Source organism: Microbulbifer litoralis (assembly GCF_023634065.1).
GTDB lineage: Bacteria > Pseudomonadota > Gammaproteobacteria > Pseudomonadales > Cellvibrionaceae > Microbulbifer > Microbulbifer litoralis.
In genome coordinates, this window is the sequence record NZ_JALKCV010000003.1 from 311,341 (window position 1) to 338,313 (window position 26,973).

Here is a 26,973-nt window from a genome sequence, read left to right on the forward strand (position 1 = left end):
ATACTGAATGACACCTTTGAGCGCCATCGAGCATGGACCGATACCCTCCATTCGAATCAGCGGACTTCCCATGCCTGAATCCCATCCTGAAAGATTGAACTACCGCTCTGTACAATTCCTGACCAGCGCCCCGACCCTGGCCGAGTGCCCCCCCGACGAGGGTGCCGAAGTGGCCTTTGCCGGGCGCTCCAACGCCGGCAAGTCCAGCGCCATCAACGCGCTGACCGGCAACAACAAGCTGGCGCGCACATCGAAAACACCGGGCCGCACCCAACTGATCAACTTCTTCCAGGTCGGTGAAGAGCAGCGGCTGGTGGACCTGCCCGGCTACGGCTACGCCAAGGTGGCGCGCTCGATGAAGGACGAGTGGCAGCGGCACCTGGCCTTCTACCTGGAAAACCGCGAGTGCCTGCGCGGCCTGGTGCTGCTGATGGATATCCGCCAGCCGCTGAAGGAGTTCGACCTGCATATGCTGACCTGGGCGGTCAACTCCGGCCTGCCGGCGCATATCCTGCTGACCAAGGCGGACAAACTGAAAAACGGCCCGGCCAACAATACCCGCTTCGCGGTCGAGAAAGCGTTGAAGGAACAGGGACTGGATACCGGCGTCAGTGTGCAGATCTTTTCCGCCACCAAGAAGAGCGGGCTGGACAAGCTGGAGCGACAGCTGAACGAGTGGCTGGCGCCAAGCTAAGTTTGCGGTGTTGCTACCGGTGACGTTTCCACGGCCGGGTCACAGTGGCGCGAGTGATCGATCGGCGCCGGATCCGGGCAGCAGCGACTGCAACAGTGCCCGCCGCAATTTCCTGCGGGCCCGCGGTGTCAGGCCGCGCAGGTCCTGCGCGGTCAGGCGCCGCTGGGCCAACAGCAATACCAGTGTCTCCTCGCGGATGCTGATTTCAAGGTAGGGCGATGACATGGCGGCGTCCCTGCGCGAACCGGTTCACCGCGTCAGTGCAGGCGGGCGCCGCCGACGGCGGTGCCCACCTCCCACGGCGTCCGTACCGGCTCTTCCGACTGGCCCACATAGAGCGCGCGGATGCAGTCCGCGGTGATCTGGTAGTGCTGGCGATTGGCCAGTTCCCGCGCCAGGCGCGAGCTGGCCCCCACCAGGATGTAATTGCAGCGATTGCCCTCGCCCCGCTGGCGGTAGGCCTCCATCAACTGCCGGGCGCTGTCGCCAAAGCGCATCGCCGCGACCGAATAGCCCGGCCACTGTTCCCCGAGCAGGTAATCCGCCAGCTCGAAAGCGCAGCCCAGGAACGGGATCGCCTCGGCATAGCTGCCATCCTCGGCCAGGCTGGCGCCCCGCTCCACCCAATCCAGCCAGGCCTGCTCGGCGCGGTGCGGTTCAGCGGTCAGCCACTGGCGGTGGTTGGCGCACAGGAAACGTAGATTCACGGCTTGCTCCCGATCTTGAAATTCAATTGAAGGTCGATCCCACGGGCCATCGACACCATTCAATCATGCTAATGCGAATCATTATCAACCGCAACAGTAACAAGTGCAGATTTGCGCCACAGTGTCGGGGCGGCGGTTTTGCGCACAGACGGGATAAAAAAAGCCGGCAGATGGGGACTGCCGGCCAGGGGTCAGTGCCCTTGGGGACGGGCACTTAACAGACGCACCCAGGGGGACGGGTACGCCTGTGGGTTCTCACCCATTTCCATCGATCTTGCTCTCTCTTACGCAAGACTATGGTCAGTGGATCGCTTTCCCCACTGCTTTTTGACGCCGAACGGAATTTCGGCAGCAGGATTGTATTGCCTTTTGGCGACAGAAACCGGAATAAAGTCCCGCTGTGCCCGAGAGTCGGGGCAGTTTCCTGCAGGCAAAAAAATGCCCCGATGTTGGGGAGGTCTCGGGGCGAGGGAAGCTCACTTACGGGGTATGGAGTGGAGCAACAAATGAAGCAACAAAACTGTGTTGCCTGTTTAGAGGGGTCGGGAGGGGCGCAGTTCCTGCAACCAACGTAAAGAAGCGTAAATCCCGGCGCTATTCGCCCTCGCGCTCGATGTCGCAGCAGTGGCTGGCCGACTCCCCGCCGCCACTGGTGAGCACCGCCTCGGTGATGGGGTTGGGGCGGAAGGTGGTGCACCCCTTCAGGCCCAGTTCGAAGGCGCGGCGATACAGGGATTCAAAGTCTGCAAACGGATAGTCCTCGGGCACGTTCACCGTTTTTGAAATCGCGTTGTCCACAAACGGCTGCAGCGCCGCCTCCATGCGCAGGTGGGCCAGCGGCGGCAGGCGCCGCGCGGCAGCAAATATCCCGGGCAGAGCTTCCGGATCGCCGCCGCGCTCGCACCAGAGGCGATAGGCGGGATCGGTGATCTCGAACGTGCGGTAGTCGCCGTTTTCGGTCAAGACCCGGCGCGAGTGACGGAAATCGAACACCGGCTCTATGCCGCTGGAGACGCCGTTGGCCAGCAGGCTGATGGTGCCGGTCGGGGCGATGGCCACCAGGTGGCTGTTGCGGATGCCGCGCGCGGCGATTCCGTCGCGCAGGGCCTCCGGCAGCGAGCGGATATCCGGCCCGCCCAGGTAGCTGTCGCGCTCGAAAAACGGAAAGGCGCCCTTTTCCTCCGCCAGCTGGATGGAGGACCGGTAGGCACTGTCGCGCAGGGTGCGCATCACTCGCGCCGCCAGCGCGCGCGCCGCCTCACTGTCGTAGTGCAGCCCCAACAGGATCAGCGCGTCGGCCAGCCCGGTGACGCCGATGCCCACGCGGCGACTGCCCTGGGCCTGGGCCCGCTGCGCCGGCAGCGGATAGCGGGACAGGTCGATCACATTGTCCAGCATGCGCACCCCCAGCGCCGCGGTGTCGGCGATGCCGGCCCAGTCCAGGTCCGCACGCGCGCTCAGCGGCGCCCGCACGAAGCGCGCCAGGTTTACCGAGCCCAGGTTGCAGGCGCCGTAGGCCGGTAGCGGAATCTCGCCGCAGGGATTGGTCGCGCCGATCTGTTCGCGGTAGTAGAGATTGTTGTGGCGGTTGATGCGATCGACAAACAGCACACCGGGCTCGGCGCAATCGTAGGTGGCGCGCATGATCCTCTGCCACAGTTCCCGCGCCCGCACCCGTTTCAATACGCGGCAGGGCACGGGTGTCCGCGCACCGCTCCAGTGGCGCTCGAGAGTTTCGCCATCGCCGTCCAGCTGGTGTTCGGGAAACAGCAGCGGCCACTCGCGATCGCCGTCCACTGCGGCCATGAAGGCGTCGCTGACCAGCACCGACAGGTTGAAGTGGCGCAGCTCGCGCGGATCCCGCTTGGCATCGACAAACTGCTCTATGTCCGGATGATCACAGCGCAGTGTCGCCATCATGGCGCCGCGGCGGCTGCCGGTGGACAGCAGCGTGGCGCAGGTGGCGTCCCAGATGCGCATGAAGGATACCGGGCCGGAGGCGATGGTGCCGGTGTGCCGGGCGCGACTGGCGGCGGGGCGCAAGGTGGAGAAGTCGCAGCCGATACCGCCGCCCTGCTGCATGGTCAGCGCCGACTCCTTGAGCCGCTCGAAGATGGCGTCCATCGAATCCTCGATGTCGCCCATGACGAAGCAGTTGAACAGCGTCACCCGGTGGCCGGTCCCCGCCCCGGCGAGAATGCGCCCGCCGGGCAGGAAGCGGAAGTCCTCCAGGTTGCGGTAGAAACGCAGTGCCCAGCGACCGCGGTCCCGCGCCTCCACGCCGGCCAGGGCCCGCGCCAGCCGCCGCCAGCTGTCCTCCACGGACCGGTCGCGGACGGCGTCGCCGTCGCGATGGCGATATTTGGTGTCCCAGATAAAGCGGGAGATCTCGGTGTCGAAATAGTCCACTTCAGAAGCTCAGCTGCGTTGCCGGACCGCTGTCGTGCAGGCGGCGGATGGCCTCCGCCAGCAGCGGTGCGCAGTCGACGATCTCCAGCCCCCGGCGCCGCTCTTGCGGCAGGGAGTTGGTCACTGCCAGTGCCTCCAGCGGCAATTGCGCCAGCCTGTCGAGCGCGTCGCCGCAGAACTGGCCGTGGCTGGCGAGGGCAATGATCCGCTTGGCCCCGCCCCGCTGTAACGCCTCGGCGGCGCGACAGATGGTGCCGCCGCCGGCGATCAGGTCGTCGATGACCAGCACCGTGGCATCGCGCACCTGGCCCACCAGCGCGCCGCCGGTCAGCCGGTCGCCGCTGCGGTATTTCTCCACGAAGGCGTTGCCCAACTGCCGCTGCAGCCGTTCCGCCAGCGCCAGGCGCAGCGCCTCGGCGCGCTTGACGCCGCCCACATCCGGCGACGCCACCACCAGCGGATTGCTATCGCCCTTCAACAGCCGCGCCGCGTACTCGACAAACAGCGGCTGCGCCGGCAGATGCAGGGTGCGGCAGCGGAAGGCGTTCTCGAACGCGGCCTGGTTGTGGGCGTCGAGGGTGACCACGGCATCGGTGCCCACGGCTTCGAACAGGCTCGCCAGGTAGCGGCTGGACAGCGGATCGTGCAGTTTCGTGCGGCGGTCCTTGCGCGCGTAGCAGAGGTACGGCACGACCGCACAGACCCGCGCGGCACCGGCATCTTTCAGGGCGTTGATAAAGAACAGGCTGCGCACCAGCCTGTCGTCGACACTGCCACTGGCATCGCCGTGCAGCGATTGCACCAGGTAGACGTCGGCCCCCTCGACATCGTCCAGGGGGCGGATCTTGTGTTCGCCGTCGACAAAATCGCGCTCCTCGTGTGCGGCCAGCGGCTCGCCCAGAGCGGCGGCAACGCGGCCGGCAAACTCCGCACCGGCCTCGAGGCTGAACAGTTTCAGGCGGCTCACGGCCGACGCGCCTGGACGAGATAGCGGCGGAACCAGTCGATCGCCCGCTGCACCACGAGATCCAGTGTGCCCGGCTCCTCGAACAGATGTGTGGCGCCGGGCACCAGTTCCAGTTTCGGCTTGTTGTTCATCCGCTCGGCCGCCTCGCGATTGAGCTGGATCACCTCGGTATCGCGGTCACCGACCACCAGCAGTGTCGGCGCGCGCACATGCGGCAGTGCGTCGCCGGCCAGGTCCGGACGGCCGCCGCGTGACACTACCGCCCGCGCCAGCTGCAGCCGCTCGGCGGCGGCGATCAGGGCCGCGGCAGCACCGGTGCTGGAGCCGAACAGGCCGTAGCGGAGCCCGGCGGTGGTCGCTTCCGCGGCCGCCCAGTCGAGCGCCGCCGACAAGCGGCCGGCGAGCAGCGGGATGTCGAAGCGATATTCGCGCGTCATCTGGTCGGCGCGGTGTTCGTCGGCGCTGAGCAGGTCGAACAGCAGGGTGCCGAAGCCGGCGTCGTTCAGCTGTTCGGCGACGCGCTTGTTGCGCGGGCTGAAGCGGCTGCTGCCGCTGCCGTGGGCAAAAAGTACCAGCGCGCCGGCATCCGGCGGCAGGGTCAGGACACCCTCCAGCAGTTCGCCGGCGGCGTCCACCAGCACATCGCAGCTATTCATCGGCCGCCCCCCGGAGCCCGTCCGCCTCGCGCATCATGTCGATCACCTGCTCGTCGGAAAGCTGGGAAAAATCCCGGTACCAGGCACCGATGGCCCAGAAGGACTCCGGTGTCATCAGGCACTCGATGCGATCCGCCAGCCCCCGGAAGCGGTGCAGTGTCGACGGCGGCGCGACCGGCACCGCCAACACCAGTTCCGCCGGCCCCTGTTCGCGCACCGCGCGGGCCGCGGCTGCCATGGTGGCGCCGGTGGCGATACCGTCGTCCACCAGGATCACGCGGCGACCGGCCAGCTGCGGCCAGGGCCTGTCGCCGCGGTAGCGCCCGGCCCGGCGCTCCAGTTCCGCCCGCTCCCGCTGGGCGACGGCTTCTATCTCCTCGTCGCTGACGCCGGTGCTGGCCAGTACATCCTCGTTCAACACCCGCCCGTGCCCGGTGATGGCCCCCATCGCCAGTTCCTCGTGGCCCGGCACCCCCAGTTTGCGCACCAGCATCAGGTCGAGCGGGACTTTCAGGGCGCGGGCCACTTCCAGGCCCACCGGCACGCCGCCGCGGGGCAGCGCCAGCACAATGACATCTTCGCGATCGGTGTAGTCGCCGAGGGATTCCGCCAGCCGGCGGCCGGCCTCGACACGGTTCTGGAAGGGCTCCATCGCGGCTTCGCCCTCGCATCTGGGAGGAATGGGGACTGATAAAACTAGACTAGTGTGCTGTACGGGAAGTTCGCAAACAGTTCGCTGCGCCAAAGCGCCCAGCTCTGCGTTGAGAAAGCTTGAAATAGCCCTGCTATTCCAGCGCTTTCTCGCCTTGATCTGAGCGCTTTGACTGTGCTCCTTTGTTGGCGAACTTCCCCCACAGCACACTAGCAAACAGGCTTCGCCATCAGAGTCAGCAATGGACCCGATCGACGCCGACAGGCCGGCCCTGGAGGAAAAGACCCGCTTCCTGCTCTCCGTGGACAGCTACCCGGAGGGCACGGGATCCGTGCGGCTGGTGGAAACCCATATGGCGCGGGTCTTCCTGACCGACCGCCACGCCTACAAGATGAAGAAGCCGGTACGCACCCGCTACCTGGATTTCAGCAGCCTGGACAAGCGCTACGGCGTCTGCCGCCAGGAGCTGCGCCTGAACCGGCGATTGACCGACAATGTCTACCTGGACGTGGTGCCGCTGCGGCTGGTCGGCGGCGACCGATTGTCGCTCGGCGGCGCGGGCACGCCGGTGGAGTGGCTGGTCAAGATGCGCCGCCTGGCCCGGGAAGACTGTATGGTGGCGCGGATTGACGCCCTGGCGACGGCCGACCTGGTGCCGCTGCTGGAACGGCTCTGTGCCTTCTACCGCCGGGCGCCGGTGATTCCGCTGACCGCGGAACAGTATCTGCTGCGACTGCGCCGGCACAGCGGACAGTTTCGCGACGACCTGCTGCTGCCGCAGCTGGCGCAGGACCGCGGCGAGATCCGCGAGCTGGCGGCATCGCTGCTCGACTACACCCACCGCAGCGGCACACTGCTGGGCGAGCGGGCGGAATCCGGCCTGATCGTCGAGGGCCACGGCGACCTGCGCCCGGAACACTGCTTCCTGTGTGCGCCGCCACAGGTGATCGACTGCCTGGAGTTCAGCCGCGACCTGCGCTGCCTGGATCCGCTGGACGAGCTGAGTTATCTGGCACTGGAATGTGAACTGCTGGGCCGGGGGGATCTGGCGGCTGCGGTAGTGAGCAGTTACTGCGGCGCAGAATCGCCGGCGGATTCACTCTCGCCCTTCTACAAAGCCTATCGCGCCTTCCTGCGCGCGCGGCTGGCGGCGGCGCACCTGCTGGACGAGGATGTGGACGAACCGGACAAGTGGCTGCGCAAGACGAGGGCCTATCTCGACGCGGCGCAGCGGCACTGCCCCTGACGCCAGAGACAGACAAAAAAAAGCCCCGGACTTGGGGGGTTCCGGGGCAAACATCTGACTTCCTTGGGGGATGATGACGCATTCCAACGATCTTGCTTAGTTAGAGGCACGGCTGGCGTGACGGTTCCCCCAAAAACGTTAAAAAGTGTTAAAAAATTGATCAGGGTCGCGAGATTGTCGCCCGATTCATTCACAAGTGGTGCGAGACGTAAATTCAGCCGTCATCGGGACAGACCGCACAACCCCGGCGAGCGCGCCAGGCCAGCGCGACCAGGTAGACAGAGGCGGTGAGCAGCGCCCACAGCAGGCCGTGACTGAATGCCTGTTCCGGCGGCCGGCCGCGCAGCAGCTGGCCGCCGGTAATGAAAACCAGGGCCAGCAAATAGGCCTGCGCAAAACGGCGCAGCCAGAATCCGTTCTTTACTCCCATATAACCTCCATACCCTGTGCTCCCATTAAACCCCGTCAAACACCGTCGGATCAGTGGGCCTCGTCCCAATTGGCGCCCTGCCCCACATCGACGATCAGCGGCACCGCCAGCTCCGCCGCGCCCTGCATCAGGCCGGTGATCCCCTGGACGACGGTCTGCACCTCTTTCTCCGGCACCTCCAGCACCAGTTCGTCGTGCACCTGCATGATCAGTTTGGTCGCCAGCTTCTGCTCGGCCAGCCAGGCATCCACCTCGATCATGGCGCGTTTGATGATATCCGCGGCGCTGCCCTGCATGGGCGCGTTGATGGCAGTGCGCTCGGCGGCCTGGCGCTGCATGCCGTTGCGCGAGTTGATCTCCGGCAGGTACAGGCGGCGGCCGAACAGGGTTTCGACGTAGCCCTGCTCCGACGCCTGTTTGCGGGTGTTGTCCATATAGGCGCGCACGCCCGGGTAGCGCTCGAAGTACAGGTCCACGTATTTCTGCGCGTCGGCGCGGGGAATGCCCAGCTGTTTGGCCAGGCCGAAGGCGGACATACCGTAGATCAGGCCGAAGTTGATCGCCTTGGCGCGGCGGCGCTGTTCGTCGCTGACATCGTCCGGCTTCTCGCCGAATACCTCGGCGGCGGTGGCCCTGTGGATATCCTCGCCGTTGGCGAAGGCGTCCACCAGCCCCCGGTCACCGGACAGGTGCGCCATGATGCGCAATTCAATCTGTGAATAGTCCGCGGCGATGATCACGCTGCCCTCCGGCGCTACGAAGGCCTGGCGGATGCGGCGGCCCTCTTCACTGCGGATGGGGATGTTCTGCAGGTTGGGGTCGCTGGACGACAGCCTGCCGGTGGCGGCCACCGCCTGGTGGTAGGAGGTGTGCACACGGCCGCTTTTGGGGTCGATCATCTGCGGCAGCTTGTCGGTATAGGTGTTCTTGAGCTTGGCCAGGCCGCGGTACTGCATGATCAGCGCCGGCAGCTCGTGGCTGAGCGCCAGTTCCTGCAACACCGGTTCGGCGGTGGAGGGGGCGCCCTTGGGGGTTTTCTTGATCACCGGGATGCCGAGCTTTTCGAACAGGATGGCGCCCAGCTGCTTGGTGGAGCCGAGATTGAATTCCTCGCCGGCCTCGTCGAACGCCTTCTGCTCCACCTCGCGCATTTTCTGTTCCAGTTCACCGCTCTGCCCGGCCAGCATCTGCGCGTCCAGGTAGGTACCGTTGCGCTCCATATGGATCAGCACCGGCAGCAGTGGCATCTCGATTTCGTCCAGAACCTTTTCCAGCGGCGGAACCTGTTCCAGGCGCGCGGACAATTCGCGATGCAGGCGCAGGGTGATATCCGCATCCTCGGCGGCGTAGGGACCCGCCTTGTCCAGCTCGATCTGGTTGAAGGTCAGCTGCTTGGCGCCCTTGCCGGCAATATCCTCGAAGTGCACGGTTTTCTCGTTCAGGTACTTGAGCGCCAGGCTGTCCATATCGTGGCGGCTGGCGGTGCTGTCGAGGGCATAGGATTCCAGCATGGTATCGCGTTCGATACCGCGCAGTTCGATATCGTAGTTCGCCAGGATATGGCTGTCGTACTTCAGGTTCTGGCCGACCTTCTTCTGCTGCGGGTCTTCCAGGATCGGCTTCAGTTTGGCCAGCACCTGGTCGAACGGCAGCTGTTCCGGCGCGCCCATATAGTCGTGCGCCAGCGGCACATAGGCGGCCTTGTAGGGCTCCACGGCGAAGGACAGGCCCACCAGTTTCGCCTGCATATAGTTGAGGCTGGTGGTCTCGGTATCGAAGGCGAAGATGTCTGAATCCTTCAGTTTCTGCAGCCAGGCGTCGAACCCGGCCATGTCGGTGACGATGACGTATTCGCGCTCGACCGCCTCGGCCATGGCCTCTTCGGCGTCCTCACCGGACAGCTCCTCCAGCCAGCCGCGGAATTCCAGCTCGCCGAACAGCGCGATCAGCTTGTCCTTGTGCGGCTCGGCGTTGTGGAGATCCTGTGGATGAATCGACATATCCACATCGGTCTTGATGGTGGCCAGCTTGTAGGAGAGTTCCGCCGCCTCGCGGTGCTCGGCCATCTTCTTGCCCAGGGTCTTGGCACCGCGGAAGCCCAGCGGTGCAATGGCATCCAGGTCCGCGTAGATGGCTTGCAACCCGCCCAGGTTTTGCAGCAGCGACAGCGCGGTCTTCTGGCCCACGCCGGGCACGCCGGGGATGTTGTCGGACTTGTCGCCCATCAGCGCCAGGAAGTCGATGATCAGTTCCGGGCCCACGCCGAATTTCTCTTCCACGCCCGCACTGTCCATCTCGGTATTGGACATGGTGTTGACCAGGGTAATGCCCGGGCGCACCAGCTGGGCCATGTCCTTGTCGCCGGTGGAGATGATCACTTCCACACCCTTCCTCTGCGCCTCCAAGGCCAGCGTACCGATGACGTCGTCCGCCTCCACGCCTTCGATCACCAACCGCGGCAGGCCCATGGCGTCGATCACATCGTGAATCGGCTGTATCTGCTCGCGCAGGTCGTCCGGCATCGGCGGGCGGTGGGATTTGTAGTCGGCGAACAGCTCGTCGCGGAAGGTCTTGCCCTTGGCATCGAAGACCACTGCCACGGTGCTGTCCGGATGCTCCTTCAGGTGCCGGCGCAACATGCTGATCACGCCACGCACCGCGCCGGTGGGCTTGCCACTGCTGGTGGCCAGCGGCGGCAGGGCGTGGAAAGCGCGGTACAGGTAGGAGGAGCCGTCCACCAGGATCAGCGGTGCGGCATTGGACTTCTGCTTGCTCATAAACTCTCGGGTCCGGGTATTCGATTGGTTGGCGCGGCGATCGGCGGCGGCCAGTAAAACAGTGCCATAGCATAACCGCCCTTGCCGCTTTTTTCCTTCGCCCCCGCCATTCACCGTCCTTTTCGGAGCGATTGGCGCAGTGCGTCCGGGTTCCGCATTTCCCCGTCTAGCCTTAACGGTAAAGGCGACGGCTTTTCAGCGAGCTGCGCACAATCTCCGCGGTAATCGCGGCCCCGTACCCTGCAATGATCGAGGGAATTGACGATGAAGGTTTTTCTCTGCGCGAGCGCGCTGGTGGCGGCGGTGATTGCCACGCCCATCCCGGCCGCTTCCATCGGCGAGCATCAACTGCCGGCGCCGGACGTGCAACTGGACGAGATAAAATTCGAGAAGACCGGTTTCAGGGCGGCGGAGTTCTCCGGGAAAAACCACACGGACTCGATTCTGGAAAAGCAGATGCGCCACCTGCAGAGACTGCGCGAACAGGCCGAGCGGGACGCGGCGAGGATCGAAAAGCTGAAGCGCTTGCAGAGAGATTCCTGACTGTCGCGCAGCGGCGTCAGTCCGTCGCCTGCGGTACTTCGTCCAGGCAGCGGCGCGCATCGGCCAGCAGGCGGGCCAGCAGGTCCCGGTAGTCGGCGTTCTGCGGCAGTTCCGAGGCCAGCGGATCCAGCGGCACATAGCGCAGGCCGAGGTTTTCGGCCGTGCGCCGGTCGCGGTCGTTCGCCGGCACCTCGCCAAACAGGCAGCCATCGCCGGCGCCCCGCAATTCAAGCAATGTCCGGGCTCCGCGCTGGCTGCGGCTGCTGTCGCTGAGGGGGCGGGTTTCGACCCCCGCCGGGCCGAAGAAATGGCCATAGGCGTCGTGGGTGACGGCGATCGGCACATCCCGGTAGGCCCACAGCGCCCGGTTCTGTACCTTCTGTAAATTGGCCATGCCGCGGGAAAAATCCCGAGCCCGCCGGCGGTAGACCTGCGCCCGCTGCGGCTCCAGCTCCGCCAGCCGCGTGGCGATATGGGCCGCCATCACCGCCGCGTTGCGCGGTCGCAGCCACAGGTGCGGGTCGTCCGCCGAGGCGCCGCCGTATTCATAGCCCCCCGCGGGGAGCAGCTGTAACTGCCGCTCCTCCGGCAACAGCGCCATCTGTTTTGCCAGCACACCCTCCATCTGCGGGCCCAGCCAGATCGCCAGGTGGGCCCGCTCCAATGCCGCGCGGTCGGCGACCGTGGGCGCATAGTGGTGCGGATCGCCATTCTGGACCAGCACCCGCAGCGGCGTCTCCGGGCCGGCAATCTCCCGCGCGATCATCGCCACCGGGCGCACGCTGACCACCAGCTCATCGGACCTTTCCGGGGCGGCGCGCCCGCAGGCGGCGAGCACGGCGGCAAAGAGCAACAGCGCGGACAGAAGAGGGAGGGGATACTGCGGGCGTTTCATCGGGATCCAGGGCGTCTGACAATCAGCACCCGCCACCGCGGGCGGGGGGATGATATAACCACAGCGGCCGGCCCACCGCCAGCCCGATCGGCGATTGCCGACAGCGGGGGGCGCCGTCCGCAAAGAGACCGGATAGACCGGAATCCCCCATTTTGCAGGCGGAAACGATATAATCACACCCTGTCGCGGCCCGCCAGTCCAGAGATGGATTCGCGGGCTTTACATTCTTTGCACGGAAGTGGATCCACCGCACCGGGTCCTTCCAGACATTGGCGGAGCATCCCCTGAGTCATTCCGAGCCGCTTATCACCGCCGACCAGCTGGGGCTGGAGATCGCCGGCCGACAGCTGTTGCAGGACATCACCCTGGAACTGCACGCCGGGGAAATCGTCACCGTGATCGGCCCCAATGGCGCCGGCAAGACCACGCTGCTGCGCCTGCTGCTGGGGCTGACGGCGCCCACCGGTGGCCGGGTGCGCCGCCGCCCGGGCCTGCGCCTGGGCTATATGCCGCAGCGTCTGCAGATAGATCCTTCCATGCCCATGTCGGTGGCGCGTTTCGTACAGTTGGGGCAAGCGCGGGTATCGGTGGCGGAGGCGCTGGAACGGGTCGGCGCCGGCCACCTGGCCGATGCCAGCCTGGCGGCGCTGTCCGGCGGCGAAATGCAGCGGGTACTGCTGGCGCGCGCCGCGTCGCGCAAACCCCAGTTGCTGGTGCTGGACGAACCCACCCAGGGCGTGGACCTGGGCGGCCAGGGTGAAGTCTACCGACTGATCGCGAACCTGCGCGACGAACTCGGCTGTGGCGTGCTGCTGGTCTCTCACGACCTTCACCTGGTGATGGCCGCCACCGACCAGGTAATCTGTATCAACCAACACATCTGCTGCCACGGCGCCCCGGAACAGGTCAGCCGCGATCCGGCCTACCTGGAACTGTTCGGCGACAAGGTGGCGCCCTACACCCACCAGCACAATCACGAGCACGATCTCAGCGGCGATATCGTGCACGGCGGTACCTGCGATCACCCGCATTCCGGCAATCGCGCCCCCCACAGTCATCGGCAACAGAACCGGGAGTAGCATCCACCAGTGCAATTCGGCGAACTTATACAGAGCCAGTTCCTCTGGTACGCGCTGGCCGCCGGCCTGCTGGTGGCGCTGGTCAGCGGTCCACTGGGTTGCTTCGCGGTCTGGCGGCGCATGGCCTACTTTGGCGATACCCTGGCCCACTCGGCCCTGCTCGGTGTGACCCTGGGCTTCGTCCTGCAGTTGGATGCCACCATAGCCGTCGGTGCCAGCAGCTGCCTGCTGGCCGTGGTGCTGGGCTATCTGCAGCGCCGGCAGAAATTATCAGTGGATACGTTGCTGGGAATCCTGTCGCACTCGATGCTGGCGCTGGGTATCGTCACCGTGAGCCTGTTCGGGATCAACGTGGACCTGCTATCGCTGCTGCTCGGCGACCTGCTGGCCGTGGGTCCACGCGACCTGGCAATGATGGCCGCAGCCTCGGCGCTGATCGCCGGCCTGCTCTACTGGCTGTGGGAAAAACTGCTCGCCTTCACCCTGCACGAGGAACTGGCCGCGGTGGAGGGTGTGCCGGTGGAGGGGGTCCGCCTGGCGCTGATGCTGATGCTGGCCCTGCTGATCGCCATCGCCATGAAGGTGGTCGGCGTGCTACTGATCACTGCGCTGTTGATTATCCCCGCTGCTTCCGCGCGCAGACTGTCGCACACACCGGAGCGCATGGCACTGCTCGCGTCCGCAATCGGCTGTACCGCAGTGATATTGGGGCTGCTGGCTTCGATTCTCTGGGACACTCCGGCCGGGCCGTCGATCGTACTGTCGGCCGCAGTGATCTTCTCGCTGACGCAACTGCGCAGGACCTGACCCGGCCCGGGTATTTGCGGATATCCCGTCAACCCGCTCCCCGCTGTAATATCCGGGCGAGCCCTCAACGGTACCATCTCGCCCTACCGTATCGCGCCTGTTTTCCTGTTACAGAAAATTCGATAAGCGACCCGCGGATTGGGAAATCTGCGAAGGTCCCTGCCCCCCGGTCGCGACATCCGTCACCGCTTTCAACGAATCTTTCACAACTCATCGCAGGCCGATTGCCGTGTTTTTTGGCCGTTGCTAGTGTTGATCGCGACCAATGAATGGTCATCTATCAATAATCAAAATAAATGGAAGATCAATGATTATGGACAAGCAATCTTTTCATCGTAACGCACTGGCCACAGCCGTACTGAGTGTGGTCGCAGGGGTATCGCATCATTCACTCGCACAGGAAGAACCGGCAATGGAGGAAGTCGCCGTGGTCGGTTCGCGCATTTCCCGCAATGCCGAATTCGAGACCGCCACACCGATTCAGGTGATGGACCGGGAGGCACTGGAAAAATCCGGCTACACCAACCTGCAGCAGATGTTCGAAAAAAACCCGGCGGCGGGTAACGGCACCTTTTCCACGCGCGGCAACAACCAGGACTCCACCGCCAACGGTGCCGCCGCCGTCAGCCTGCGCGGTATGGGCGCCGACGCCACGCTGGTGCTGGTGAACGGCCGGCGGGTCGCCATCAGCGCCTTTGCCGAGAGCATCACCACCAATTTCGTCGATATCAATAGCATTCCGCTGGCGGCCATCGAGCGGGTCGAAGTATTGAAGGATGGCGCTTCCGCCATCTACGGTTCCGACGCCGTCGCCGGCGTGGTGAACCTCGTACTGCGCGAGGATTTCGAGGGCGCCGAGGTATCCGTCGATTACGGTGGCGCCGACGGCTATGACGAGCAGTCCACATCCGCCATCTGGGGCGTCAACGGTGACAACTCGAACCTGACGGTTATTTTCGACCACCAGACCAACAGCACCCTGAGCAGCACCGAGCGCTCCGGCCTGGATACCGCCGACCAGTCTTTCCGCGGCGGTATGGATTTCCGTTCATCGCGCGGTTATCCGGGCAGCTTTGCGGTCGACGGCGAATTCCGGCCGGACCCGGCCTGCCCGCCGGCACAGGCAACGGATACCGCCTGTGTTTACGACTACGGTCCCTGGACACTGCTGACACCGGAGGCGGAGCGGACCGGGGTGATGCTGCTGGGCAACAGCCATGTCAGCGACAGTGTCGAGTTCTTCACCGAGATGGCCTTCCAGCACAATACCTCGAGCGCCCAGGGCGCGCCGACACCGCTGGACGCCGACGCCGGCCTGACGGTACCGGCGGACCACCCCGACAACCCCTTCGACAGCAGCGCCGATCTGGAAATCTACCGCTACCGCACTGTCGACGCAGGCGCGCGGCAGTGGAGTATCGAAACGGACAACCTACGCGGCGTGTTCGGCCTGCGCGGCAGTGTCTCGAACTGGAACTGGGAGGCCTCGGTACAGCGCTCCCGCAGCGAATCCACCCAGACCGGCGACCGCAGCCAGGGCTGGGTGCGCACGGATCTGCTGCAGCGGGAAATCGATGCGGGGCGCTACAATCCGTTTGGCGGAGTGCAGAATCCGCAGTCGGTGATCGACGCCATCACCACCAGCCTGGTACGGCAGGGCAAATCCCAATTGACCAGCGCCAATTTCACCATCGACGGCAACCTGCTGGACACCAGTAACGGTGCCATCGCCATGGCCGCTGGCGTCGAGCACCGCGAGGAGGAGGTCTCGGATATTCCCGACGACCAGTTCCAGCGCGGGCTGATATTCGGCACCGAATCGGTTTCCGCCAGTGCCAGCCGCGATATCAGCTCGGCGTTTGTCGAATTCGCGATACCGCTGCCGGCCAACGTCGACCTGACCCTGGCGGGCCGCTACGACGACTACAGCGATTTCGGCTCCACTACCAACCCGATGGCCAACCTGCTCTGGACCGCCAGCGACCAACTGTCCCTGCGCGCCTCCTGGGGTACCGGCTTCCGCGCACCCTCGCTGGCACAGATTGGCCTGGGCCCTTCGGAGGAATCCCTGTTCTTTGAAGACACCTACGGCTGTGCGGTTAATAGCGCATACTGCGCCAGCACCGATTACAACATCGTCTTTTCCGGCAACCCGGATCTGGAGCCGGAGGAATCTGAATCCTTCAATATTGGCGCTGTGTTGAAACCGCTGGACGCCGTGCAGGTATCGCTGGACTACTGGAGCGTGACCCAGGAAGGCAAGATTGACGAAGTGCCGTTCGGCTATCTCTACGGACTGTACTGCAACGACCAGGACAGCGACATCTGCGTCCGCTCGGATCCCCTGCCGGGCGAGACCCTCGGCGGGCTGCAATCCATCAACAGCGGCTTTATCAATATCGGCGAACAGACGGTTTCCGGTGTGGACCTGAGCCTGCTCTATTCCGGCTTGCCGCTCGCCGGTGGCGACCTGGGCCTGCGGCTGGACTACAGCTATCTGGCCGAGTTCGAGCGGGTGGAGCTGGATGCATCCGGTGAGAACTTCCTGACACGGGACCTGGCCGGCGAGTACGAGTACCCGCAGCACCGCTGGGCCGCATCCGCCGACTGGGCCCGGGAGAGCTTCGCCTTCACCCTGGGGTTGAACTATATCGGCGAGTTTGAGGATACACCGGATATCGATTTCGACGGCACGCTGGACTACGACAACAACCGCTCCCGTATCGTGGATGCCTTCCTGACGGTGAACCTGCAGGCGCGCTACACCGGTTTCGAGAATGTGGTACTCAGCCTGGGCGCCGACAACGCGCTCGATGAGGCGCCGCCTTTCGCCATCGGCGACGGCGATTCGGACTTGTACGGCTACGTCTCCAGCCAGCACGATCCGCGGGGACGCTTTGTCTACGGCAAGATGGTCTACAGCTTCTGATTTTCACACCAGCCAGATGGAAAGGGAGGGCTTCGGCCCTTCCTTCTTATCCGGCCGTTTTTGCACAATTGCCGTTACCGCTCAGCGCCATGGCAGCAAATCGACAACCATTTCCGAAAGATCGTATGCCCGATCGATGCCATCGCGCAGTAACCCCTCGCCTTTTTCGCCAAACGTCACCCCAAGCACCGCGCAATTCAGCACTACGGTCAACCAGAAAATCCGGCGAAACGCCGCTTTGGAGGTTTTGTGATTGAATATCTGCTGGGCCAGCATTGCCCCCGGCCAGCCGCCAACGAGTGACAACAGGTGCAATGTCTTTTCACTGATGCGACTCCAGTCGCGCACCGCACAGAGTTTGTCCCAGCCATAAAGCAACAGCGTCAACAGGCTGGCCGCGGTAATCCAGTAGAGCACTTCCGGCGGATAGCGCCAACGGAGGACCGCCGCGGCCAACACCACAGTCAGCGCCGCAGGCAACAGGATGGCAATACGGGCATCGGCGCGCCGGTGGGGGCGGAAAGCGGGCCGGGCGTCAATCCGCATCGATGAGCCTTTGCGCCAGCGGTCCGCCGCTCATTCCCCGATATCCTCCCGCCACAGCTCCCGGTGTTTGTCGATGAAAGCTGTCATCAGCGCCTTGCACTCCCCGCTGTCGCAGAGTGTCAGTTCGACACCGCGGCTACGCAGGTAATCCTCAGGCCCCCTGAAGGTGACATTCTCGCCAATCACCACACGGGGGATGCCATACAACAGCACCGTACCGCTGCACATATCGCATGGCGACAGGGTCGTGTACAGGGTGCAGTCCCGGTAATGCCGCGATGGCAGGCGCCCGGCATTTTCGAGGCAGTCCATCTCCGCGTGCAGGATACTGCTGTTTTTCTGGATGCGGCGGTTGTGGCCGCGGCCGATGATTTTTCCATCGCGAACCAGCACGGCACCAATCGGTATACCGCCCTCGGCCAGGCCCTTTTGGGCCTCTTCAATCGCGGCGTGCAGGAAGTCACCGGTCGATGCCATCATCGGGCCGTCTCCGCATCAGCCATTGTAGGTCGCCCGCATGGAGCGATAGGTGAGCTTCATCTTGGCCGGATCGAGCGGGGCCTTGAAAAAGGCGTGGTAGTGGCCGCGCGGGTTGATCAGCACTACCTGGGAGCCGTGGTCTACGGTGTACTCGCCATTTTCCAGCGGCACTTTGTTGAAGGGCACGTTGAGCTGGTTGGCGAAGCGTTTCAGGTCCAGGAATTCGCCGGTCACGCCGTGGAACTCCGGATTGAAATAGCGCACATAATCCCGCAACAGTTCGGGCCGGTCGCGTTTCGGGTCCACGGACACCAGCAGGATATCGGTATCCGCCCGCGTCCCCTCGTCCAGGGTCTGGTAGAAGCGGTCCAGTGTCGCCAGCGTGGTCGGGCAGATATCCGGGCAATGGGTAAAACCGAAGAATACCAGTGTCCAGTTTCCTTCCAGCTGCCTGGTATGAAAGGGTTTGCCGCTGTCGGCGAGCAGTTCGAAGTCATCCAGGATGCGCGGGCGCTCCAGTTTCACAGCACCATTCAGCCGCAGTTCGGATTCGGTAATCACCCGCGGCTGGCCGAGCTTGTGCAGGAATCCGGCCAGCACGGCGATCATGAAGAACACCAGTACGGCCACCGTAATCAGGATGCCGCGCTGCTGTTCGGGGCTCTTCTGTGAGTTCTGCTTGTGAGTGCGTTCTTCAGCCATCGTTTACACCGCCACCAGGTAGTGATCCAGCAACATGATGCAGAACAGTGCCATCAGGTAGATGATGGAGTATTTAAAGGTTTCCATGCCCGCATTCGGGTTTCGGTCCCGCAGCATTTCCACCGCCCAGTAGATAAAACCGATTCCCAGTACCACCGCGCCGAGCAGGTAGAGCCAGCCCAGCATGGCGGTGGCAAACGGCAGTAGGCTGACGGCGAAGAGTACGAATGTGTACAGCAGGATATGCAGCTTGGTATAGGCGACACCGTGGGTTACCGGCAGCATCGGGATGTCCGCCTTGGCATATTCCTCGCGGCGGTGGACCGCCAGTGCCCAGAAATGCGGCGGTGTCCAGGCGAAGATGATCAGCACCAGCAGCAGGCCGTGGCCGTGCAGATTGCCGGTCACTGCAGTCCACCCCAGCAGCGGCGGCGCGGCGCCGGCGAGACCGCCGATAACGATATTCTGCGGCGTGGCGCGCTTCAGGAACATGGTGTAGACAACGGCGTAGCCGAGCAGCGAAAATAGCGTCAGCCAGGCGGTGAGTGCGTTGACGAACACAAGCAGTATGCCCATCCCGGCGCAGCCGAGCAGCAGTGCGAAGACAATCGCCCTGTGCGGCTCCACCCGGCCGCGGGCAATCGGGCGATTGCTGGTGCGCGCCATCTTGATATCGATATGGCGGTCCACCAGGTGATTGACGGCCGCGGCACTGCCGGCACACAGGGCAATGCCCAGGTTGCCGAGGATCAGGATATTCACCGGCACCATGCCGGGCACCGCCAGCAACATGCCGATCACCGAGGTGAGGATCATCAGCATCACCACGCGCGGTTTGGTCAGCTCGTAGTAATCGCGCCAGCCACTGTGGCCCAGAATGGCGGTTTGTGTGGTCATGACTGCACCCCGTTATTGTCTTTGTCGCCCGACACACCGGTGTGAGCGAAGTTACACAATGAAGCTGTTCGGTTTCCGGCGTCGCCGCCGCCCCCTCCCGTTATAACGTACCGGCCAACGCCGTGTTGTCCACGCCGGGCTTCTCCGGAATCCCGTCCCGGTTCGAAACCCGTGGCTGCGCCGTCTGGATTCGATAGCAGAATGTCAGCAACCCCAACAGCAGCACCGCGGCGCCAGCGTTGTGGGCCACGGCGATCGGCAGCGGCAGGAACATAACCACATTGGCGATGCCCAGGCTCACCTGCAACAGCAACACACCAGCGAGGCCCGCGGCCCAGCGGTGCGAACCGGCCCGCCAGGCGAACGCGGCCAGTGCCAGCACCAGGATACTGACCAACAGTGCGCCCAGGCGGTGGGCGACATGGATGGCCGTGCGCGCATCGCTCTCCAGCGTGCCGCCGAGATAGTTGGGCCCGATCTGCTGGGCGATGTTGAAGCCCTGGCGAAAGTCTGTCTGCGGCCACCACTCTCCGTGACAGGTGGGAAAATCGGCACAGGCCAGCGCCGCGTAATTGGAACTGGTCCAGCCGCCCAGCGCGATCTGCAGCACCACAGCGCCGGTGGCGGCAAAGGCCAGCGGCCGGATTTTCTGCAGAAGGCGGTATTCGTGCGCCGGAATAAACCGGCCCTTGCTTGGCGGCGCGTTGCGCAACCGTTCGACCATCAACCACAGCATGGACAGCGTCGCCATACCGCCGAGCAGGTGTGCCGTGACCACCTGCGGCCAGAGTTTCAGGGTCACCGTCCACATGCCGAATGCGGCCTGCAGCAGGATCAGCGCCAACAGGAAATGGGTCTGCTTGAAGGCGCGGTGACCGCGGCGACGCCAGGCGAGTACTGTCAGCCCGCCGACCAGCAACAGCAGCGCCCCGGCGAAATAGCGGTGCACCATTTCCGGCCAGGTCTTATCGGTCTCCACCGGCGCGTGCGGAAAGGCCGCATTGGCGGTCTCAATTTCGTGGTGTTCATCCGGCCAGGTCAGGTGGCCATAACAACCCGGCCAGTCCGGACAGCCCAGGCCCGCGTCCGCCAGCCGGGTGAAGGCGCCGAGTACCACCACCACCACCGCCAGCGCGGTACCGGCCAGGGCCAGGCGCAGGCGCCAGTCGGTGTGGGCGCCGCTGTCCCTGGAGTCGAAAGCCGGGTTGTGCATGTCCACCTCCATATTACTGCTCATAGGAGTACTTCAGAAGACGCTTGATATCCTTGAGAAGCTGGTTGCCGCTGTGACCGTTGTCGTAGGCCATCATGGCAAAACCGCGCTGGTCCACCAGCAGCACCCGCGCACCGCTGGTATTTTCTGTCGACGTCTGCCGTTGCAACCGTTGCAGTGCACCCTTATCCAGTTGCACCAGGCGCAGTCGCGGGTGGTCGCGGCCCAGCTTCTCCCGGGTCAATGCATCGACTGGCGAGGCGCTCACCAGCAGCCGCTCGACACGATCGGCTTTCTCACTGAGGCGAATATGCACCTGGCGGCTGGTATAGAGCAGTTTCTCGCAGTCCTGTTCACAGCTGCCGGAAGGCAGGATCAGGTAACGCCATTTTTCCTCCGCATCCGCGAAGTTCATATGCGCGTGGTCCCCACCGACGAAGTCCAGCCCTTTGATGTCCACCGGTGGCTGGATCAGGTCGCCCTGGTTGATCGTATCGTCCGGCATGCCGATGCCGGTGTAAAAAACGATATAGGCGGCCGCTATCGGCAGCAGTACTGAGGCGAGAACGGACAGGCCCTGCAAGCGCCCGACGCCCGGGGAAGAGGGTTTTGACGTTTCTGCTGCGCCGCCGGCGGCAGTATCGAAGTTCTGGTTCACGACGGTGTACCTCGATTATCGTTATTGTTGTCGTTGTTCCTGCGAGACAGCTGCACTATGCGCGTCGCGGCAAACAGCCACAACAATACCAGCGCAGCGGCCATCGCAAACCACTGGGCGGCATAGGCGTAGTGGCGCTGTGGCCGGCTGTTGAGCAACTGCCAGTCGGTGACCAGCGCGGTATCGGAATCCGCGCTCAGGCGGACAGTCCACTGCAGCTGTGCGAGGTCCAGACTAACAGCAATTTGCCGATCGAGCTGCTGAATTCTCTGACCATGAGCAGCGCCCGGGGTTTCCGTTGCCGACACCGGGTAGAGAAATCCCGTGATGATTTTGGCTGCGCGAGGCCAGGTCACCTCCGGCAAGCGGCTGCGTTCGCCCGGTGCCGGCAGCCAGCCGCGGTTGATCAACCAGCGCTGGCCATCGCTGACGAATACCTGTAACAATTCGTAACCGACGCGGCCGTTGCGGGTTCGGTTGTCGAGAAGACGGTAGTCACCGGTGTAGTAGCCCGATAAGCGCAGCGGTGTATAGCGACGCAGCTGGTCAAGATTCTGCGGTGAAACCGGTTGCGAGGACAACCGCTGGTTGATGGTCGCTTCGATCGCTGCCTTCTCTCCGCCGCGCTGTATCTGCCAGATACCCAGAGCGACCAACAGCGGTAGCAAAGCACCGCTGAGCAGCGTGAGGGGCCAGTTGTGAATCAGTGCTACACTGGCGTTCTTCGCTCTCGATGAGCTGATCTCTGGTGTCATGCCAATTTACAACAAAAGTTACAACAAGAATGGCGAATAATAATTATGTGGCTGAAAGTCGTTATTGTTTTTCTGTTCCTGGCAGTGCTGGCCAGCCTGTCCAGCGCGCTTTTTTTCCTGCTGCGGGATATGGGCGCGCCGGAATCCAAGCGCACGCTCTATGCGCTGGGTATCCGTATTACGCTGGCCGCACTGCTGGTATTCGCCATCTGGTACGGCTTTGACAGCGGAATCCTTTCCAACACGGCGCCCTGGGCAAACAAATACTGAACCCGCCGTCCGGGCCCGGGCCGCACTCGGGCCCCGGAGCCCATTCACTCCACAGCGCCGTCAGGACCCGAGGACATAGACGAATATAAACAGTCCCACCCAGACGACATCCACAAAGTGCCAGTACCAGCTGGCCGCCTCGAAGCCGAAGTGATCATCCGGCTTGAAATGGTGCGCGATCACCGAGCGCAGCAACATGACCAGTAGCATGATGGTGCCCAGGGTGACATGGGCGCCGTGGAAGCCTGTCAGCATAAAGAAGGTGGTGCCGTAGATACCGGACTCCAGCGTCAGCCCCAGGTGCTGGTAGGCCTCCAGGTACTCCTCCACCTGGAAGAACAGGAAGGCCGCGCCCAGTACGACCGTGATCGCCAGCCAGGCGTTGAATGCAGTGCGCTTGTTTTTCTTCAGGAAAACGTGGGCAAAGTGCACGGTTACACTGGAGGCCAGCAGCAATACCGTATTGAGTAGCGGCAGGTGCCAGGGGTCGATGATATCCCTGGGGCCCACGACCTTGGCTGCATCGCCATGCGCTGCGGCATCCGGCGTCACCATCAGCGGCCAGGTATGTTCGAAGCCCTGCCACAGCATATTGGAGGAGCCGCGATCGCCCTCACCGCCGAGCCACGGCAGCGCGAAAGTGCGAATATAGTAGAGAGCACCGAAGAATGCCGCAAAGAACATCACTTCGGAGAAAATAAACCAGCCCATGCCCCAGACATAGGAGCGTTTCAGCTGGTCGCTGTTCAAGCCCGCCATGTTTTCCCGGATCACGGCGGCAAACCAGAACCACAATACCGTCGCCATGGCCAGGGCACCGGCGAAGAAAATATAGGCGCTGCCACCGTTGATCCAGTTGGCGGCACCAAAGGCTGTCAGGAACATGCCGATGGTGGCAAAGATTGGCAGCCGGGACTGCTCGGGCACATAGTAGGTGCTTTCACTGGCCATGGTATTTTATCCCTCTCGCTCGGAGTCGGTATTTTTATTGTTGAGATTGTCTGCAATCCGGGCCCCGGCGCGCGGGGCCGATGCAGAGGTTGATTCGGGTTTCACCCTTTCCGTAACATCGAACAGCGTATAGGACAGGGTGATCGTATTGACGCCCCTGGGCAGGTCCGGATCGACGATAAAGCGCAGTGGCAATTCCGCCGACTCGCCGGCTTTCAGCGTCTGCTGGTTGAAGCAGAAACACTCGGTCTTGTGGAAATACTGCGCTGTCTCGAAGGGCACCAGGCTGGGGATCGCCTGCCCGACCATGTCCCGCCTTGTGGGGTTGTGGGCCAGGAAGACGGTGTCCATCGCCTCCCCCGGGTGCACTTTCATCGTCGTCACACTGGGCTTGAAACCCCACGGCATATTTTCATTGTTGCTGGCGACAAACTGCACCTTTACCAGGCGCCCAGTATCTACCGCCGCCGGTACCGCCTCGTATTTTTCACCGGTCTTGCCATTGAGGCCGGTAATCTCGCAAAAGGCGTCGTAGAGCGGCGGCATGACGAAAAGGGCAAAGCAGAGCATGCCGGCGGCGAGCCCCACCAGTTTCAGCGCAACCCTGCTGTTTTCCGTCAATTGCATCGCCCGACCTCCCCGCGACAGATACTCAGCGCACGGCCGGCGGCGTGCTGAAGGTGTGGTAGGGCGCCGGCGACGGCACCGTCCACTCCAGGCCCTGCGGATTGTCCCAGACCTCGTCGCTCGCTTTCCTGCCGCCCCTGACCGTGCGCACCACATTGAACAGGAACACGATCTGCGCGGCGCCGAACAGGAAGGCGCCCATGCTGGCGATCTGGTTGAAGTCGGCAAACTGCAGCGCATAGTCCGGAATGCGGCGCGGCATGCCAGCCAGGCCGACAAAATGCATCGGGAAGAAGGTCACGTTAAGGCCGATAAATGCCAGCCAGAAGTGCACCTTGCCCATGGTTTCGTTGTACATGTTGCCGGTCCACTTGGGCAGCCAGTAGTAGACGCCGGCGGTGATCGAGAAAATGGCGCCGGGCACCAGCACATAGTGGAAGTGGGCCACGACGAAGTAGGTATCGTGGTACTGGAAGTCCGCCGGCGCGATGGCCAGCATCAGGCCGGAGAAACCGCCCAGGGTAAACAGGATCACGAAGGCCACCGAGAACAGCATCGGCGTTTCGAACGTCATGGAGCCGCGGAACATGGTGCTGATCCAGTTGAACACCTTCACCCCGGTGGGCACCGCGATCAACATGGTGGCGTACATGAAGAAAAGTTCGCCGGCGATGGGCATACCCACCGTGAACATGTGGTGGGCCCAGACGATAAAGCTCAGGAAGGCGATCGAGGCCGTCGCATACACCATTGAGCTGTAGCCGAACAGCGGCTTGCGCGCGAAGGTGGGGATGATCGCCGACACGATACCAAAGGCCGGCAGGATCATGATGTACACCTCCGGGTGGCCGAAGAACCAGAACACGTGCTGGAACAACACCGGGTCACCACCGCCGGCGGCGCTGAAGAAGCTGGTGCCGAAGTGGATATCCATCAGCATCATGGTCACCACGCCCGCCAGTACCGGCATCACCGCGATCAGCAGGTAGGCGGTGATCAGCCAGGTCCACACGAACAGCGGCATCTTCATCAGGGTCATGCCCGGTGCGCGCATGTTGAGGATGGTGGCGATGATATTGATCGCCCCCATGATCGAACTGGCCCCCATGATATGGATGGAGAAGATGAAGAAGGTCACGCTCGGCGGCGCATACTCGGTGGACAGCGGGGCGTAGAAGGTCCAGCCGAAATTGGGCGCGCCGCCCTCCATGAACAGCGTCGAGGCCAGCATCGCGAAGGCGAAGGGCAGTATCCAGAAACTCCAGTTGTTCATGCGCGGCAGCGCCATGTCCGGGGCGCCGATCATCATCGGGATCATCCAGTTGGCGAGGCCGACGAAAGCCGGCATCACCGCCCCGAACACCATGATCAGGCCGTGCATGGTGGTCATCTGGTTGAAGAATTCCGGCTGCACGATTTGCAGGCCGGGCTCGAACAGTTCGGCGCGAATCACCAGCGCCATGCAGCCGCCCAACAGGAACATGGCAAAGCTGAACCAGAGGTACATGCTGCCGATGTCTTTGTGGTTGGTGGTGTAGAGCCACCGCTTGAATCCGGGTTGAGGTCCGTGTGCCATGACTTGTTTCCCCCGCCTTACTGCTTATTCTTGAAATTGAGAATGTCGACGGGCTGCACGGTGTCGCCCATATCGTTGCCGAATGCATTGCGCTGGTAGGTGATCACCGCGGCCAGGTCCACCTCCGACATCTGCGCGCCGAAGGCCTGCATCGCCGGGTTGACCTGGGAGCCGTTGACCACCATGTTCATGTGCCCATCCAGCGGGCCGGTGGCCACGGCCGAGCCGGCAATGGCCGGGAAGGTGCCCGGCACACCCTGGCCGTTCGGCTGGTGACAGGCGGCGCAGGTCCGGTTGTAGACCTTCTCGCCGCGGGCAAACAGCTCGTCGAAGGTGAAGGTTTTCTCGGTCAATTCGCGCAGCTTCGCCGCCTCCGCGGCGCGCCCGGCCAGCCAGGAGTCGTACTCCTGCTGCGGCACCGCCTTGACCACCACCGGCATGAAACCGTGGTCCTTGCCACACAGTTCGGCGCACTGGCCGCGGTAGATACCGGGCTCGTCGATGCGGGTCCAGGATTCATTGATAAAGCCGGGAATCGCATCCTTTTTCACTGCCAGGTCGGGCACCCACCAGGCGTGGATGACGTCGTTGGCGGTAATCAGGAAACGGATTTTCTGGCCCACCGGCACCACCAGTGGTTCGTCCACCTCCAGCAGGTAATTGGCATTCTTGGGCTGCTGGTTGTCGATCTGCGAGCGGGGAGTGGCGAGGTTGGAAAAGAAGGAGACATCGGAACCCAGGTAGTCGTATTTCCACTTCCACTGGTAGCCGGTGATCATGATGTCGAGATCGGCTTCCTTGGTGTCGTAGATGTCGTAGAGGGTCTTGGTGGCGGGAACCGCCATGCCGATCAGGATCAGGGTCGGTACGATGGTCCAGACCAACTCCACCGCGGTGCTCTCGTGGAACTGCGCGGCCTTGTAGCCCTTGCTCTTGCGATGGCGCCACATGCTGTAGAACATCACCCCGAACACCACCACGCCGATACCCACGCAGATCCAGAAGATCAGCATGTGCAGTTCGTAGGTGGTCTGGGATACTTCCGTAACCCCCTGGGTCATATTGACCCCCCAGCGCTCGGCATCCCGCTCTTCCTGTGCAAGGGAAGGCAGGCTCAGCACCGAAGTGGCCAGCAAGGCGAACAGCCGATTGAAGCCTTTCAACATCGCCTACAGATCTCCGTGTATTGGCGAGCTCCACGCGGAAACTCGACATTATTATTCTCGGCTGTCAGCCGTCACGGATAACTGGATTCCACACTGCCGGAGACCGGCAGCACGGTAAATCCACACAAAAATTGTGGACATGCTGTAGTAACACAAGACTACATACACTGGGCGGGACTGAGCTCCCGCGATACTGCCGTCAGTGCAACTTGTTATTGTTTTGAGATAATTACTTCAGATGTCGTCGTCCGGAAGGTACAACCAACAACCTGTGTCTTTTTGTCGCATCTACTGCACGGCTTAAATGAACACATCGCCGGCAAAAAGTCAATTAAACCGCC

At 63.2% G+C, this 26,973-nt stretch carries 27 protein-coding genes; 7 read left to right on the plus strand and 20 right to left on the minus strand.

All coding sequences use genetic code 11. The features are described from left to right. Window positions 1-70 precede the first annotated feature (70 nt). A complete protein-coding gene (yihA, locus tag MWN76_RS07050) occupies window positions 71-694 on the plus strand; it encodes a ribosome biogenesis GTP-binding protein YihA/YsxC (RefSeq protein WP_250460522.1) in 624 nt (207 codons plus the stop codon). A 39-nt stretch (window positions 695-733) separates the two neighbouring features. Here the strand turns inward: yihA and MWN76_RS07055 are convergent, their stop codons facing one another. The 6 genes from MWN76_RS07055 to MWN76_RS07080 form a co-directional block, all read right to left on the minus strand. Next, a complete protein-coding gene (locus MWN76_RS07055; protein ID WP_250460523.1) occupies window positions 734-919 on the minus strand; it encodes a hypothetical protein in 186 nt (61 codons plus the stop codon). 32 nt (window positions 920-951) lie between these two features. Further along, a complete protein-coding gene (locus tag MWN76_RS07060; RefSeq protein ID WP_250460524.1) occupies window positions 952-1,401 on the minus strand; it encodes a hypothetical protein in 450 nt (149 codons plus the stop codon). 594 nt (window positions 1,402-1,995) lie between these two features. Then, a complete protein-coding gene (locus tag MWN76_RS07065; protein ID WP_250460525.1) occupies window positions 1,996-3,810 on the minus strand; it encodes an adenosylcobalamin-dependent ribonucleoside-diphosphate reductase in 1,815 nt (604 codons plus the stop codon). Window position 3,811: 1 nt separating this feature from the next. After that, on the minus strand, window positions 3,812-4,777 hold the full coding sequence (locus tag MWN76_RS07070) for a ribose-phosphate diphosphokinase (protein WP_250460527.1): 966 nt from the start codon (window positions 4,775-4,777) through the stop codon (window positions 3,812-3,814). Further along, entirely contained in the window at window positions 4,774-5,433 is a 660-nt protein-coding gene (locus MWN76_RS07075) for a dienelactone hydrolase family protein (protein WP_250460528.1), read from the minus strand. Before MWN76_RS07075 ends, MWN76_RS07070 begins: the two co-directional genes overlap by 4 nt. After that, a complete protein-coding gene (locus MWN76_RS07080) occupies window positions 5,426-6,085 on the minus strand; it encodes a phosphoribosyltransferase (RefSeq protein ID WP_250460530.1) in 660 nt (219 codons plus the stop codon). The genes MWN76_RS07075 and MWN76_RS07080 overlap by 8 nt, the downstream gene beginning before the upstream one ends. Window positions 6,086-6,326: 241 nt before the next feature. Between MWN76_RS07080 and MWN76_RS07085 the strand changes: the two genes are divergently transcribed. Beyond that, window positions 6,327-7,331 (plus strand): hypothetical protein, encoded by a 1,005-nt coding sequence (locus MWN76_RS07085; protein WP_250460532.1) that lies wholly within the window; start codon window positions 6,327-6,329, stop codon window positions 7,329-7,331. Between the two features lie 214 nt (window positions 7,332-7,545). On the opposite strand, the gene MWN76_RS07090 is transcribed toward MWN76_RS07085, so the two are convergent. After that, a complete protein-coding gene (locus MWN76_RS07090; RefSeq protein WP_250460534.1) occupies window positions 7,546-7,761 on the minus strand; it encodes a hypothetical protein in 216 nt (71 codons plus the stop codon). A 50-nt stretch (window positions 7,762-7,811) separates the two neighbouring features. Then, window positions 7,812-10,538, minus strand: a complete 2,727-nt coding sequence (gene polA, locus MWN76_RS07095; RefSeq protein ID WP_250460536.1) for a DNA polymerase I — start codon at window positions 10,536-10,538, stop codon at window positions 7,812-7,814. A 264-nt stretch (window positions 10,539-10,802) separates the two neighbouring features. Here polA and MWN76_RS07100 point away from each other — a divergent pair, with 264 nt between their 5' ends. Continuing rightward, a complete protein-coding gene (locus MWN76_RS07100) occupies window positions 10,803-11,081 on the plus strand; it encodes a hypothetical protein (protein ID WP_250460538.1) in 279 nt (92 codons plus the stop codon). A 16-nt stretch (window positions 11,082-11,097) separates the two neighbouring features. Here the strand turns inward: MWN76_RS07100 and MWN76_RS07105 are convergent, their stop codons facing one another. After that, window positions 11,098-11,976, minus strand: coding sequence for a metal ABC transporter substrate-binding protein (locus MWN76_RS07105; protein WP_250460539.1), 879 nt, complete (start codon window positions 11,974-11,976; stop codon window positions 11,098-11,100). 269 nt (window positions 11,977-12,245) lie between these two features. On the opposite strand from MWN76_RS07105, the gene MWN76_RS07110 reads away from it, so the two are divergent. The 3 genes from MWN76_RS07110 to MWN76_RS07120 all read left to right on the plus strand — a co-directional run bounded on the left by MWN76_RS07110 (window position 12,246) and on the right by MWN76_RS07120 (window position 16,791). Beyond that, entirely contained in the window at window positions 12,246-13,055 is an 810-nt protein-coding gene (locus MWN76_RS07110; RefSeq protein ID WP_345780060.1) for an ATP-binding cassette domain-containing protein, read from the plus strand. A gap of 9 nt (window positions 13,056-13,064) precedes the next feature. Beyond that, the gene (locus tag MWN76_RS07115; protein WP_250460540.1) at window positions 13,065-13,862 is read left to right on the plus strand and encodes a metal ABC transporter permease; all 798 of its coding nucleotides are present in this window, start codon (window positions 13,065-13,067) and stop codon (window positions 13,860-13,862) included. Window positions 13,863-14,274: 412 nt separating this feature from the next. Next, a complete protein-coding gene (locus MWN76_RS07120) occupies window positions 14,275-16,791 on the plus strand; it encodes a TonB-dependent receptor (protein ID WP_250460541.1) in 2,517 nt (838 codons plus the stop codon). A gap of 81 nt (window positions 16,792-16,872) precedes the next feature. Here MWN76_RS07120 and MWN76_RS07125 read toward each other — a convergent pair whose 3' ends face one another. The 7 genes from MWN76_RS07125 to MWN76_RS07155 form a co-directional block, all read right to left on the minus strand. Next, window positions 16,873-17,337: a DUF1294 domain-containing protein gene (locus MWN76_RS07125; RefSeq protein ID WP_250460542.1), complete on the minus strand. Its 465-nt coding sequence runs from the start codon at window positions 17,335-17,337 to the stop codon at window positions 16,873-16,875. A gap of 30 nt (window positions 17,338-17,367) precedes the next feature. After that, window positions 17,368-17,817, minus strand: coding sequence for a nucleoside deaminase (locus MWN76_RS07130; protein ID WP_250460543.1), 450 nt, complete (start codon window positions 17,815-17,817; stop codon window positions 17,368-17,370). Between the two features lie 15 nt (window positions 17,818-17,832). After that, entirely contained in the window at window positions 17,833-18,519 is a 687-nt protein-coding gene (locus MWN76_RS07135; RefSeq protein WP_250460544.1) for an SCO family protein, read from the minus strand. Between the two features lie 3 nt (window positions 18,520-18,522). Then, a complete protein-coding gene (gene cyoE / locus MWN76_RS07140) occupies window positions 18,523-19,416 on the minus strand; it encodes a heme o synthase (RefSeq protein ID WP_250460546.1) in 894 nt (297 codons plus the stop codon). Between the two features lie 100 nt (window positions 19,417-19,516). Then, the gene (locus MWN76_RS07145) at window positions 19,517-20,653 is read right to left on the minus strand and encodes a COX15/CtaA family protein (protein WP_250460548.1); all 1,137 of its coding nucleotides are present in this window, start codon (window positions 20,651-20,653) and stop codon (window positions 19,517-19,519) included. Further along, window positions 20,643-21,287: a hypothetical protein gene (locus MWN76_RS07150; protein WP_250460550.1), complete on the minus strand. Its 645-nt coding sequence runs from the start codon at window positions 21,285-21,287 to the stop codon at window positions 20,643-20,645. Before MWN76_RS07150 ends, MWN76_RS07145 begins: the two co-directional genes overlap by 11 nt. After that, the gene (locus tag MWN76_RS07155; protein WP_250460552.1) at window positions 21,284-22,042 is read right to left on the minus strand and encodes an SURF1 family protein; all 759 of its coding nucleotides are present in this window, start codon (window positions 22,040-22,042) and stop codon (window positions 21,284-21,286) included. The genes MWN76_RS07150 and MWN76_RS07155 overlap by 4 nt, the downstream gene beginning before the upstream one ends. Window positions 22,043-22,087: 45 nt before the next feature. Here MWN76_RS07155 and MWN76_RS07160 point away from each other — a divergent pair, with 45 nt between their 5' ends. Beyond that, window positions 22,088-22,312: a DUF2909 domain-containing protein gene (locus tag MWN76_RS07160; RefSeq protein ID WP_250460554.1), complete on the plus strand. Its 225-nt coding sequence runs from the start codon at window positions 22,088-22,090 to the stop codon at window positions 22,310-22,312. A 60-nt stretch (window positions 22,313-22,372) separates the two neighbouring features. On the opposite strand, the gene MWN76_RS07165 is transcribed toward MWN76_RS07160, so the two are convergent. From MWN76_RS07165 to coxB, 4 genes are read right to left on the minus strand one after another with little or no spacing between them, the layout of a single operon-like run. Beyond that, on the minus strand, window positions 22,373-23,263 hold the full coding sequence (locus MWN76_RS07165; RefSeq protein WP_250460557.1) for a cytochrome c oxidase subunit 3: 891 nt from the start codon (window positions 23,261-23,263) through the stop codon (window positions 22,373-22,375). Between the two features lie 6 nt (window positions 23,264-23,269). After that, window positions 23,270-23,890: a cytochrome c oxidase assembly protein gene (locus MWN76_RS07170; RefSeq protein ID WP_250460559.1), complete on the minus strand. Its 621-nt coding sequence runs from the start codon at window positions 23,888-23,890 to the stop codon at window positions 23,270-23,272. Between the two features lie 25 nt (window positions 23,891-23,915). Next, window positions 23,916-25,466: a cytochrome c oxidase subunit I gene (gene ctaD, locus MWN76_RS07175; protein ID WP_250460561.1), complete on the minus strand. Its 1,551-nt coding sequence runs from the start codon at window positions 25,464-25,466 to the stop codon at window positions 23,916-23,918. Window positions 25,467-25,483: 17 nt separating this feature from the next. Then, on the minus strand, window positions 25,484-26,632 hold the full coding sequence (gene coxB / locus MWN76_RS07180; RefSeq protein ID WP_250460563.1) for a cytochrome c oxidase subunit II: 1,149 nt from the start codon (window positions 26,630-26,632) through the stop codon (window positions 25,484-25,486). Window positions 26,633-26,973 lie beyond the last annotated feature (341 nt).

Excerpts from the sequence above, each read along its gene's own strand:
- MWN76_RS07130 (WP_250460543.1), bottom strand. The coding sequence starts at position 17,817 with ATGATGGCATCGACCGGTGACTTCCTGCACGCCGCGATTGAAGAGGCC.
- MWN76_RS07105 (WP_250460539.1), bottom strand. The coding sequence starts at position 11,976 with ATGAAACGCCCGCAGTATCCCCTCCCTCTTCTGTCCGCGCTGTTGCTC.
- MWN76_RS07055 (WP_250460523.1), bottom strand. The coding sequence starts at position 919 with ATGTCATCGCCCTACCTTGAAATCAGCATCCGCGAGGAGACACTGGTA.
- polA (WP_250460536.1), bottom strand. The coding sequence starts at position 10,538 with ATGAGCAAGCAGAAGTCCAATGCCGCACCGCTGATCCTGGTGGACGGC.
- MWN76_RS07155 (WP_250460552.1), bottom strand. The coding sequence starts at position 22,042 with ATGACACCAGAGATCAGCTCATCGAGAGCGAAGAACGCCAGTGTAGCA.
- yihA (WP_250460522.1), top strand. The coding sequence starts at position 71 with ATGCCTGAATCCCATCCTGAAAGATTGAACTACCGCTCTGTACAATTC.
- ctaD (WP_250460561.1), bottom strand. The coding sequence starts at position 25,466 with ATGGCACACGGACCTCAACCCGGATTCAAGCGGTGGCTCTACACCACC.
- MWN76_RS07145 (WP_250460548.1), bottom strand. The coding sequence starts at position 20,653 with ATGAGCAGTAATATGGAGGTGGACATGCACAACCCGGCTTTCGACTCC.
- MWN76_RS07080 (WP_250460530.1), bottom strand. The coding sequence starts at position 6,085 with ATGGAGCCCTTCCAGAACCGTGTCGAGGCCGGCCGCCGGCTGGCGGAA.
- MWN76_RS07085 (WP_250460532.1), top strand. The coding sequence starts at position 6,327 with ATGGACCCGATCGACGCCGACAGGCCGGCCCTGGAGGAAAAGACCCGC.
- cyoE (WP_250460546.1), bottom strand. The coding sequence starts at position 19,416 with ATGACCACACAAACCGCCATTCTGGGCCACAGTGGCTGGCGCGATTAC.
- coxB (WP_250460563.1), bottom strand. The coding sequence starts at position 26,632 with ATGTTGAAAGGCTTCAATCGGCTGTTCGCCTTGCTGGCCACTTCGGTG.
- MWN76_RS07170 (WP_250460559.1), bottom strand. The coding sequence starts at position 23,890 with ATGCAATTGACGGAAAACAGCAGGGTTGCGCTGAAACTGGTGGGGCTC.
- MWN76_RS07160 (WP_250460554.1), top strand. The coding sequence starts at position 22,088 with ATGTGGCTGAAAGTCGTTATTGTTTTTCTGTTCCTGGCAGTGCTGGCC.
- MWN76_RS07120 (WP_250460541.1), top strand. The coding sequence starts at position 14,275 with ATGGAGGAAGTCGCCGTGGTCGGTTCGCGCATTTCCCGCAATGCCGAA.
- MWN76_RS07100 (WP_250460538.1), top strand. The coding sequence starts at position 10,803 with ATGAAGGTTTTTCTCTGCGCGAGCGCGCTGGTGGCGGCGGTGATTGCC.
- MWN76_RS07135 (WP_250460544.1), bottom strand. The coding sequence starts at position 18,519 with ATGGCTGAAGAACGCACTCACAAGCAGAACTCACAGAAGAGCCCCGAA.
- MWN76_RS07075 (WP_250460528.1), bottom strand. The coding sequence starts at position 5,433 with ATGAATAGCTGCGATGTGCTGGTGGACGCCGCCGGCGAACTGCTGGAG.
- MWN76_RS07125 (WP_250460542.1), bottom strand. The coding sequence starts at position 17,337 with ATGCGGATTGACGCCCGGCCCGCTTTCCGCCCCCACCGGCGCGCCGAT.
- MWN76_RS07165 (WP_250460557.1), bottom strand. The coding sequence starts at position 23,263 with ATGGCCAGTGAAAGCACCTACTATGTGCCCGAGCAGTCCCGGCTGCCA.
- MWN76_RS07090 (WP_250460534.1), bottom strand. The coding sequence starts at position 7,761 with ATGGGAGTAAAGAACGGATTCTGGCTGCGCCGTTTTGCGCAGGCCTAT.